Origin of the sequence: Polaromonas sp. (assembly GCF_030682935.1) — a bacterium.
Lineage (GTDB): Bacteria > Pseudomonadota > Gammaproteobacteria > Burkholderiales > Burkholderiaceae_C > Polaromonas.
The window spans coordinates 1-10,207 of the sequence record NZ_JAUXNA010000234.1; the positions used below are offsets into that span (position 1 = coordinate 1).

Consider the following 10,207-nt stretch of genomic DNA (forward strand, 5'->3'; position numbering starts at 1 on the left):
ACAAGCTGGGTGCCGCGCTCGGCGCGTCGCGCGCCGCGGTGGACGCAGGCTACGCGCCCAACGACTGGCAAGTGGGCCAGACCGGCAAGATCGTGGCGCCCCAGCTCTACATTGCGGCCGGCATTTCGGGCGCGATCCAGCACCTGGCCGGCATGAAGGACTCCAAAGTCATTGTCGCCATCAACAAAGACCCCGAAGCACCGATTTTCAGCGTCGCTGACTACGGGCTGGAGGCGGATCTGTTCGTGGCTGTGCCGGAGCTGGTTGCCGCGCTTTCCAGGTGAATCCGCCCCCGTGGGTTTTATCAATCAGGTTAACCATAAGACAGGAGACAAACATGTCCAATTTGCTTTCACGCCGCACCCTCATCCAGGCCGCCAGCGCCGGCCTGGCCAGCGCCGCACTGCCGTCCATGGCCCAGCCGGCCTGGCCGAGTCGCCCGATCCGCATCATCGTGCCGTACACGGCCGGCGGCTTCACCGACCAGATGGCGCGCCTGCTGCAAGTGGGCCTGCAAAGCCGGCTCAGCCAGCCCGTGGTCGTCGAGAACATGCCGGGCGCCAACAGCATCATCGGCGTCAACGCCGTGGCCAAGGCCGCCCCGGACGGGCACACCTTCGGCGTCGTGATTGCCGCCTATGCAGCGAACACCACGCTGTATCCCAAGCTGCCGTACAACCCGGCCAAGGACCTGGTCGGTGTGTCCCTGCTGGGCATATCGCCGCTGCTGGCAGCCGTGCCAAACAACGCGCCGTTCAAGAACGCAACCGAACTGGTGGCTTACGCCAAGGCCAACCCCGGCAAGGTCAGTTTTGGCTCGTCGGGCAATGGGTCGGCCGCGCACCTGACCAGCGAGCTGATGAAGGCGGTCACCAACACCTACATGGTGCACATTCCGTACCGGGGCGCGGCGCCTGCGCTGACCGATTTGCTGGGCGGCCATATCCAGCTGTTCTTTGACGCCCCCACCAACCTGATCCAGCCCGGAAAAATGGGCCGCCTGCGCCTGATCGGGGTTGCCAGCGACAAACGCCTGCCGGCAGCACCGGACGTACCGACCTTCATCGAGCAGGGGCTGAAAGGCTTCACCGGCAGCACCTGGGCCAGCATGATTGCCCCCGCAGGCACGCCGCGCGACGTGGTGCAGCGCATGTCGGACGAGGTCAACCGAATCATCAGCAGCGAGGAAACCCGGGCCAAGCTGGAGGCCATGGGCACTTTTGCCGAAGGCACCTCGCCGCAAGCCTGTGATGCCTTCATCGCGTCCGAAACCGTCAAGTGGGCTGCGGTCATCAAGAACGCCGGGGTCACCGCGGATTAAAGCCAGGGGGCTGAAGCGGTTGAAGGCGCCCTGATGGTGACGCACCCACGACGGTGCGCCCATCAGCCGAATCTATACGATTCAGTCGCAATTTACATATCCAAAACCAAGGGACCCCGACGACAGCGGGACACGCAAATCATCATCGATTTGTTGGCAGCCTGCTCTTTTTTAGTGAGTATGCTGTCGTGGTGTTCAACCTCCCCTGACAAGATTTTCGTTTCGCAGGCACCGCAAAGTCCGTCCTTACAGCTGTAATTTGGCGTCATTCCTGCATCCAGCAAAGCATTCAACAATGACGATCCAGCAGGAACCTGCACCATTTTTCCAGACTTTCGCAGTTTGTGGTGGTCTAATTTAAAAAGACACAACGATAGGTTGTTACGCCACCGCGTCCTGCCAGCGCAAGCTGCTTTGCGATCGGACAGACTACAGCCTCAGCACAAACGCACTGTATGACGCCGGATCAATAACGGCTTGATATTTCTCAAGCGACAACCCCGACGCTGCAAAGTGATACCTCAAAGAAGGCCCTGCGGATTGCCCGTGGTGCAGCGCTTCCAGCTGCGAACTGAAAGTTCAATCGTTTGCGGTCAGCCCTTCAGTTGCTTGAGCACCTCTTCATGCAGATCGTCGCCTTCGGCCTGCGCCATGAAGGTGTCAATGCTGCCATCAAAGCGGACTGTGCCGCGGTGCAGCAACAGCAACCGGTCGGCCACCTTGATTTCCTCCACCAGGTGGGTCGCCCACAGCACGGCCACCTGCCGCTGCACGGTCAGGCTGCGTACCGTGGCCAGCAGTTGCTGGCGTGAAGCCGGGTCCAGCCCCACGGTGGCCTCGTCCATCAAGAGCACGCGGGGTTGGTGCAGCAGGGCGCGCACCAGTTCGACTTTGCGGCGTGTGCCGCCGGAAAGGCTGCGCGCGACCGCGTCGATCTGGTCTGTCAGCCCCATCAGGGCCAGTCCTTCGGCAATGCGCGCGCGCGCCAGAGCGCGGGGCAGTCCGTGCAAATCGGTGTGAAACAGCAGATTGGCGCGTACCGACAAGTCGAGATCAAGCGCGCTCTGCTGAAACACCACCCCCAGCCCGGCCAGCGCTCGGCTGGCGTCCAGCCGCATGTCATGCCCCAGCACCTCGATCCGACCCTGGTCGGGGCTGAAGAGACCGGTCAACAGTTGCAACAGCGTTGACTTGCCGGCACCGTTAGGACCGAGCAAAGCCACCATTTCGCCCGCCTGCAGACGCAGGCCCACACCTTGCAGGGCGGGGGTTTTGGCATACGATTTGTGGAGGTTTTCGGCGTGCAGCAGGGTTTCAGTCATGGGGTGAGAAACAAGTTGAATGGAGATTCAGGCTGCGGGCGCAGCCAGCAGTTTCATGCGCTGAAGCAATGCTTTTTCGCGTTCAACGGTCTGCAGTATGGCCTGCTGGTACGCCCGGGTATCAAGGTAGTCAATCGACTGATCGTATCGGGCCAGCGCAGCCATGTGGCGTTCGCTGAACATAGCCTTGTGAAACGCATCGTGCAGCGCCTGCACGATGGCGGGCGGGGTGCCCCTCGGCGCCGCCAGACCCCAGGGTGAGGTGTAGACGGAGCGCGGGTAGCCCAACTCACGCAGTGTGGGCACCTGTGGCCAACGCGGGCTGCGTTCGGCGCTGAATATCGCCAGCAAGCGCATGCCTCCCCGGTCAACCCAAGGTGCGAAGCCGGTGGAATTGACGCCCGCCATCAGTTGCCCCGAAGCGATCGCCAGCATCTGGTCGGCCGTGCCCTTGTAGGGAACGTGGACATATCGAATTTCTTGCTCCAGCAAGATTTCCTCCATCGCCAGGTGGGCCGTGGTGCCAATGCCGGTCGATCCCATCAGGAGTTCACCGGGATGCTGGCGGGCCCAGGCCAGCAGGTCGGCAAGGCTTTTCCAGGGGCTCGCGGAAGGCACCAGCAAGCCAAAGGTAGTGCCTGAGACTTGCACGATGGGGGCCAGGTCGTGCACGGGGTCCCACGACACGCGATTCATGAGCGCGTGGCGGTACACCGTGATGGGCACCTGGCCCAGGGTATAGCCATCGGGCTCGGCGGCCTTCAATGCGGGGGCGACCAGAGTTCCGGCGGCGCCGGGCCGGTTGGTGACCACAATGCGTTGCCCCAGCAGGGGTTCGACTTCTTCGCACAGCACACGCAGCGTCAGGTCGGTCGCGCCGCCAGCGGGCCAGGGCACGATCAGTTGCAGTGGCCGCTGCGGCCATGCCGGCGCTGTGGTTTGCGCCTGGGCTGCGCGGGGGGCCAGCCCCACGCTGGCGCCCATGATGCTCGCCACCCCTGTGCCTAAACTCCAGCCGAGCCAGTGGCGGCGATTGAACAGGGTTTCGGCAGGAGTAGTCGGTAGCGGTGCTTTGGTTTGGCGTGTCATGGCGTTGGGCTGTGGGACTTGTCATGGTACGTGCCTGCAAATAGTAAGATCAAAGCAAACATCGCGCTTGGAAAGCAGGCACTATTTTTTCCTGACTCCGCACGAGCCGACGGTTTGCTCAACCAAAAATTACAGGAGACGTATCGATGACTCTCAGCACCTTGCAGCCACACAAGACGACTCGGCAGCGCCTCGGACTCCCCCTGATGCGTCCCCTGATGCTGCTGGGCATTCTGGCCTTGAGCGCCCACCTGGCCATGGCGCAGACACCCCCTTCCAACCGGGTGTATGTGTCGAGTGAAAAGGACAACAGGATTTATGTCTTTAACACCCAGGGCGCGCGCCAATCCGCCATTGAGGTTTGCCAGCGGCCGCGTCATATGGGGTTCAATGCCGGCGGCAGCCAGATTTATGTCGTGTGTGGTGACAGCAACCAGCTGGGATTGGTCGATACGGCCAGCGGCAAGATGACGGGCACGGTGCCGCTGGGCGACAGCCCTGAAATTTTTGACCTGAGCCCGGACGGCAAAACCGTGTATGTCTCGATTGAAGATGAAAACACCATGGCCGCCTATGACCTGCAGAGCAAGACCAAGCTGTTCGATGTCAAGACCGGCGGCGAGCCAGAAGGCATTTTGGTAATGCCCGACGGCAAGCAGGCTTACGTCACATCGGAAGGTGCCAACGTGGTTCACCTGATTGACCTGACGCAGCGCAAAGTGGTCAAGAACATCCGTGTGGGTAACCGTCCGCGTCGTTTTGCACTGGCCGCTGGCGGCAAGGAGCTGTGGGTCACCAACGAACTGGGCGCCAGCGTCAGCGTACTCAGCACCGAAGACCAAAGCGTCAAACACACCCTCAAATTCAAGGTGCAGGGCATGCGCGCCAATGACATTACCCCGGTCGGGATGACCCTGAGTCCGGATGGCAAAACGATGTGGGTCGGTCTGGGCCGGGCCAACCATGTGGCCGAGGTGGACGTGGCGACACGCGAGGTGCGCAAGAATATTCTGGTGGGCAAGCGGGCCTGGGGCCTGACGATGCATCCGGACGGAAAAACCTTGTATGTTGCCAACGGCATGTCTGACGACATGACCCTGATCGACACCGCCGCAGGCAAAGCCGTGCGAACAGTCGCCGTGGGCCGCGTACCGCACAGCGTTCTGGTGCAGCCCTGATGGCTGCGCAGCTGCGACATTTTTCGTTAATGAGGCGTCTGGCCAGCTGGGCCCTGGGCCTGGGCTGGCTGGGCGCGCAAGCATCGCTTGCGGCTACGCCTGTCACCGTCACTGTGGCTGTGATTTCGCTCGCTGACGATGCACGCTATGCGCCCCGGCGCCTGGAGCGCGCGTATCCGGGCCATCCGCAAGGACGCCCATGGGATGCGGCGCGACTGGCGGCTGATGAGGCTGCAGTCGAGATGCAAATGGCCGGTATTGAGCTGAAAATACGCGAAGTGCTGCTGCCGGATCTGCAAGCCTTGCCCAAGGCCCTGAGCGAGCTCAAGGCAGCGCGCGTGCAGCACCTGCTGGCCGATTTGCCGATGCCGGCGATGCGCCAGCTGGTGCAAACTGCGCCAGCGGCGCTGGGCGGCGCCATGGTCTTCAACGCCGGTCTGGATGAAGACACCTTGCGCGGAGAACAGTGCGCGGTTCACCTTCTGCATACCTACCCAAGCCAGCAGATGTTCAGCGACGCGCTGGCGCAGTACCTGGCGGCCCGCAGCTGGCGCAAGGTCTTGTTGCTGCAGGGGCCACAGCCGGGCGACCAGTTGCAAGGCGATGCCTTGAACCGGTCGGCGCGTCGCTACGGCCTCAAAATTATCCAGACACGGCCTTTCAAACTCAGCGGAGACCCGCGCGAACGCGATCTGTTCAACACCCGTCTGTTGACAGCGGATCGTGACCACGAGGTGGTGGCCGTGATGGACAGCCAGGGGGAATTTGCCCGGACGCTCCCTTACGCAACCCAGTGGCCGCGGCCAGTGGCCGGGGCCAATGGCCTGATGGCACAGGTCTGGCATCCCCAGTGGGAGCGCAACGGAGGGCCGCAACTGTCACGCCGTTTCCAGAAGTTGGCCAAGCGGCCCATGCAGGGCCACGACTGGGCGGCCTGGATCGCGGTCAAGGCGGTCGCAGCGGTTTTGGTGGATGAACCCAAGGCCAGCATTGCCCAGCAATTGAAACGGCTGCGCAGCGGCACGCTGTACCTGGATGGATTCAAAGGTCCGAGGCTGTCGTTTCGGCCCTGGGACGGACAGTTGCGCCAGCCGCTGTTTTTGGGCCACGGCGACGGCGTGGTGGGGCTGGCCCCACTGGAGGGCGTGCTGCACCCGACCGAGGTGCTTGACACCTTGGGAATGGACGAGAAGGAGTCGGCATGCCGACAGCGCCTCTGACGCCTGCGCGGCTGCCGCACATTGCGCGCGCCCTGCGCGCGGTGGTTGGCCGCGAAATCAATAAATTTATGCGCCAGCCCTCCCGCCTGGCCTCGGCGCTGGTGCGTCCGCTGCTGTGGTTTGTGGTGTTTTCGGCGGGTTTCCACAATGTGTTTGGCGTGTCCATCGTGCCGCCGTATGAAACGTATGTGGAATATCAGGTCTACATGGTGCCCGGTTTGCTGGCCATGGTGGCTTTGTTCAACGGCATGCAAAGCTCGCTGTCCATGGTTTACGACCGGGAAATGGGGGTTATGCGCCTGCTGCTGACCGCGCCCTTGCCACGCGGCTGGTTGCTGGCCTTCAAGCTGCTGGGAGGCACCTGTTTGTCGATGTTGCAAATGGTGGTTTTTCTTTTGATTTCAGTGGCGTTTGGCGTCACCATGGACTGGCTGCATGTGCCCCTGCTGCTATTGGCGATGGCTTGGGGGGCAACGCTTTTGGCCGCGCTGGGCTTGATGTTGTCTGTGTACATCAAGCAGCTGGAAAACTTTGCCGGAACAATGAATTTTGTTATTTTTCCGATGTTTTTCATCAGCCCCGCCCTGTACCCCTTATGGAAGCTGGAAGAGTCGGGCGCCTGGTGGCTGCTGATTCTGGCGCAATGGAATCCGTTTACCCATGTGGTTGAGATGCTGCGTTTTGCCATGTATGGCCAGGTTAACGTGCTGTCTTGGGCCGTGGTGCTGGCAGGTAGCGCCGTATTTTTTGGTCTGGCGTGGTGGGGCTATGACCCGCAAAGAGGCTGGATCAAACAACGCAATGCGGCCTGACCCCCCGGGCTTTGGGACGTGCTGAAAAAACAGGGAGGCAACGTCATGAACGCCAAAAACGGATCCGTGATTGAAGGCTGCTCAGCGGTCAGCCGCCGTGCACTGACCAACACTTTCGTCATGACAATCTGCATTGAACACAACGCAAAATCAATGCCATGCAATCCCTCTTGAGCCCCACAGGTCTGCCGCTGCAAACGGAACCCATGACACGCTGGAGCAAGCCGCGCTTTGTGGCAACTGCCCGGCATGCCCAGATGGCTTACCGGCAAGCCGGCGTTCCCGGCGTTCCGCCTTGGCTGGTGCTGCATGGAGGACCGGGCAGCGGCAGCCAGCCTGGCCTGCTGGCGCCCTTTATGCTGGAACGCCAGCAAGTCATCGTGCCAGACCAGCGCGGCGCTGGTTTGTCGCGTCCCAGGGGACGAACAGCGGGGAATCACACGGACCAGTTGGTGGCCGATCTGGAGCGCTTGCGCCAGCACCTGGGCATTGAGCGCTGGAACGTGATGGCCGGCTCCTGGGGGACCGTGCTGGCGCTGCGCTACGCCCAATGTCACCCCGAACGCGTCATCCGCCTGGTGTTGCGTGGCGCATTCGCGCTGCGCTGGTCAGAAATTGGCGGTGTGCTTCAGCCTCATCCGACGCGCGACAGGGTGGTCTGGACCAGCCCGCACTGGCCGCGTGGCTTGCGCAGCAGTGGACCTATCGTGCTGGCACGCTTGGCGCGATTGCTTCAATTTGGTACATCAAGTGTTGCAACGCTGCACGTTGTACGCTGCTGGAACATGCTGGAGCAGCGCGCGGCGCTGCGCGGCCTGTGGCGTAGCCTGGTTCATGCGGCCATTTCAGTGGCGACGAATACCGAGCCTGAAGTCAAACCGCCAGCCCAACGTCGTGCCTGGGCGCAACTGCGGCGCCAGCAAAGGCGCTCTCGCGCCGAACTGAGGCGCCCAGGTGTTCGCCCTGAGGATAGGCGCGGCATGCAAAAATTTCGAATTCAGGCGCACTACCTGAGGCACCGGGGTTTCATGCATCCCGGTGCATTGGACCAGGCCGTGCGCAGTCTGGCGCTCAATGCCCTGCCCAGCGACTGGGTGCATGGGTGCTTCGACGCCATTTGCCCCCCCGGCAACAGCCGTCATTGGCGCCAGCAGTCCGAGGCTTTGAAGCCAGGACTGGCGCGTGGCCACTGGCCCAAAGCCGGTCATCTGGCAAGCGAACCAGGCATGCGTTCGGTGCTGGCGCAGGTAGTGCGCAATGATCGCGGGTCACCGTGATCGCAGATGCGGGCGAGGCGCTGGTGGTGGACCCCGGCCTCAACCATTACCACGACCAGCGGGTGCGTGCGTCGCTGGCTTGCCAGTTCGCTGCATAGCTGACGTTCATGAGCGTTTCAGTGATCGTCTGCTTCAGACTGGAGGCGGCTGGTCGGGACTGATCTGCCAAAGCTCGGACTGGACCCTAACTCATAATCCATCGCTCCCAACATGCATTGCCACTGAGACAGTATCGTGGTCAGGCTACTATTTCAGCACCTCAACGACAGCAGCAGAACTCCCATGAACACGATTACCAGACTGGACATGCCGATACCCAGTGGCGAAAACCTCAAGGCGGCGCGCATTGCGGCAGGACTGAGTCAGGTGCAGGCTGCCGAGCTGATGGGATATTCCCTTCAGGTGGGAAGCCGCGGTGGCGTTCAGTCTCGTACGTGGCAAGCCCTGGAAAGCGCAACCGACGAGAGAAACATTCAGGGGCCCGTTTTTGCGATGTTCTTGCTTCTTACGGGCCAACATCCAGAGTTCCGCTTGATTGAAAAAAATTCCTCCGAAACGGGTCCTGCCTGATTTTCTTCACGAGGCTGAAATCGCTATTGCATAGTCGGCCGTGACGGGCAATGGTTGAATAACCGCAGGAATTTCGCAGCCAAGAAAATGAAAGCTCTGACCGGCTGCTCCAGTTAAGGCAATGCTGAACAAGTCCACGGGCAGTGCAGGTTAAGCGTTACGTTTCGATGAAGCAGCAAACCTTGGCGATGGCCGCCGATCAAGGAACAGGATTCGAGCACTACCGCAAGCCCACGCGGCGCGAGGAGTTTCTCAAGACCATGCAAGCCATCGTGCCTTGGGCCGCGCTGTGCGAGGTCATCGAGCCACATTACCCCAAAGCTGGGAACGGACGCCCACCCATTGGTCTGGAACGCATGCTGCGCATTCACTTCATCCAGCACTGGTTCAACCTGGCCGATCTGGCCTGCGAAGAAGCCCTCTACGACAGTGCCAGCTTGCGCCGCTTTGTGGGCATTGATCTGGGCCGCGAGCCCGTACCCGATGCCACCACACTGCTCAAGTTTCGCAAACTACTCAACGACAACCAGTTGGGTGAGGCCCTGTTTGCCCAGGTCGGCCAAGTGCTGCAGGGCAAAGGTTTCAAGGTCAACCCCGGCACCATCGTGGATGCCACCATTATTAGCGCGCCCAGTTCCACCAAGAACTCGGGCAAGGCGCGTGACCCCGAGATGCACCAAACCCGCAAGGGCCAGCAATGGTATTTCGGCATGAAGCTGCACATCGGCGTGGACAGCCAAAGTGGACTGGCACACAGCGCCGTGGTCACCGCGGCCAATGTGCATGACAAGCACCCGCTGCCCGATTTGCTGCATGGCAACGAGAAACGCGTGTATGGTGACTCAGCCTATGCCAGCCAGAAGAACCTGATCCGCAGCAAGGCAGCCAAGGCCAAAGACTTCACCAACCAGCGCAGCCGACGCAATGGCGTCATCAATGAAGAAATCCGGAGCAAGAACCGCAACAAGTCCCGTATTCGGGCGCGGGTGGAGCATGTGTTCGGCGTCGTCAAGCGCCTGTGGGGATTTGGCAAGGTGCGCTACCGCGGGCTGAAAAAGAATGCCACGCGTGCTTTTACTGCCTTGGCGCTGGCCAACATCTACCTCAGCCGACAACGGTTGATGGCACAGGTGCGTCCATGAGGGCGCAAGGTGGGCCGAAAGGCCGTGAAGATAGGCCCCAGGGGCCACAAAATGGGGTGATTGACGCTCCGTGCTCATGAAATCGCACCGTCATCAGCCTTGCCTAGCGTCTTAACGGTACTTGTTCAGCATTGCCTTAACTCTGGAGTCAAGCATCGCTCTCAGTTGCTCAAGGCACACTTCGCCGAACTCATTGCAGGGTATCACCTCAACAACTGCACCGACCCGATGTGCAATGTGTAAAAGTGCCGCATAGTTGCCACCCCATTCACTGCG

Annotated in this window: 12 protein-coding genes; 9 read left to right on the plus strand and 3 right to left on the minus strand. The window is 61.2% G+C overall.

Features of this window, described 5'->3' with window-relative positions; all coding sequences use genetic code 11:
• The coding region (locus Q8K05_RS10790) for an electron transfer flavoprotein subunit alpha/FixB family protein (RefSeq protein ID WP_305246615.1) at positions 1-284 on the plus strand (284 nt) is incomplete at its 5' end.
• Positions 285-337: 53 nt separating this feature from the next.
• Positions 338-1,321, plus strand: coding sequence for a tripartite tricarboxylate transporter substrate binding protein (locus Q8K05_RS10795; protein ID WP_305246616.1), 984 nt, complete (start codon positions 338-340; stop codon positions 1,319-1,321).
• A 92-nt stretch (positions 1,322-1,413) separates the two neighbouring features.
• Here the strand turns inward: Q8K05_RS10795 and Q8K05_RS10800 are convergent, their stop codons facing one another.
• The 3 genes from Q8K05_RS10800 to Q8K05_RS10810 form a co-directional block, all read right to left on the minus strand.
• Entirely contained in the window at positions 1,414-1,644 is a 231-nt protein-coding gene (locus Q8K05_RS10800) for a 2Fe-2S iron-sulfur cluster binding domain-containing protein (protein ID WP_305246617.1), read from the minus strand.
• A 270-nt stretch (positions 1,645-1,914) separates the two neighbouring features.
• Positions 1,915-2,643 carry an ATP-binding cassette domain-containing protein gene (locus tag Q8K05_RS10805; RefSeq protein ID WP_305246618.1) on the minus strand — a complete coding sequence of 243 codons (729 nt, stop codon included), beginning with the start codon at positions 2,641-2,643 and terminating at the stop codon, positions 1,915-1,917.
• A gap of 27 nt (positions 2,644-2,670) precedes the next feature.
• Positions 2,671-3,732, minus strand: a complete 1,062-nt coding sequence (locus Q8K05_RS10810) for a tripartite tricarboxylate transporter substrate binding protein (RefSeq protein ID WP_305246619.1) — start codon at positions 3,730-3,732, stop codon at positions 2,671-2,673.
• 146 nt (positions 3,733-3,878) lie between these two features.
• Between Q8K05_RS10810 and Q8K05_RS10815 the strand changes: the two genes are divergently transcribed.
• The 7 genes from Q8K05_RS10815 (at position 3,879) to Q8K05_RS10845 (ending at position 9,931) form a co-directional block, all read left to right on the plus strand.
• A complete protein-coding gene (locus Q8K05_RS10815) occupies positions 3,879-4,910 on the plus strand; it encodes a PQQ-dependent catabolism-associated beta-propeller protein (protein ID WP_305246620.1) in 1,032 nt (343 codons plus the stop codon).
• Positions 4,911-4,939: 29 nt separating this feature from the next.
• Entirely contained in the window at positions 4,940-6,130 is a 1,191-nt protein-coding gene (locus Q8K05_RS10820) for a branched-chain amino acid ABC transporter substrate-binding protein (protein ID WP_305246621.1), read from the plus strand.
• The gene (locus Q8K05_RS10825; RefSeq protein WP_305246622.1) at positions 6,112-6,942 is read left to right on the plus strand and encodes an ABC transporter permease; all 831 of its coding nucleotides are present in this window, start codon (positions 6,112-6,114) and stop codon (positions 6,940-6,942) included. The genes Q8K05_RS10820 and Q8K05_RS10825 overlap by 19 nt, the downstream gene beginning before the upstream one ends.
• A gap of 45 nt (positions 6,943-6,987) precedes the next feature.
• Positions 6,988-7,116: a hypothetical protein gene (locus Q8K05_RS10830; protein ID WP_305246623.1), complete on the plus strand. Its 129-nt coding sequence runs from the start codon at positions 6,988-6,990 to the stop codon at positions 7,114-7,116.
• Positions 7,101-8,219 carry an alpha/beta fold hydrolase gene (locus Q8K05_RS10835; protein ID WP_305246624.1) on the plus strand — a complete coding sequence of 373 codons (1,119 nt, stop codon included), beginning with the start codon at positions 7,101-7,103 and terminating at the stop codon, positions 8,217-8,219. Before Q8K05_RS10830 ends, Q8K05_RS10835 begins: the two co-directional genes overlap by 16 nt.
• A 282-nt stretch (positions 8,220-8,501) precedes the next feature.
• The gene (locus Q8K05_RS10840) at positions 8,502-8,789 is read left to right on the plus strand and encodes a helix-turn-helix transcriptional regulator (RefSeq protein WP_305246625.1); all 288 of its coding nucleotides are present in this window, start codon (positions 8,502-8,504) and stop codon (positions 8,787-8,789) included.
• A 167-nt stretch (positions 8,790-8,956) separates the two neighbouring features.
• The gene (locus Q8K05_RS10845; RefSeq protein ID WP_305246626.1) at positions 8,957-9,931 is read left to right on the plus strand and encodes an IS5 family transposase; all 975 of its coding nucleotides are present in this window, start codon (positions 8,957-8,959) and stop codon (positions 9,929-9,931) included.
• Positions 9,932-10,207: the final 276 nt, after the last annotated feature.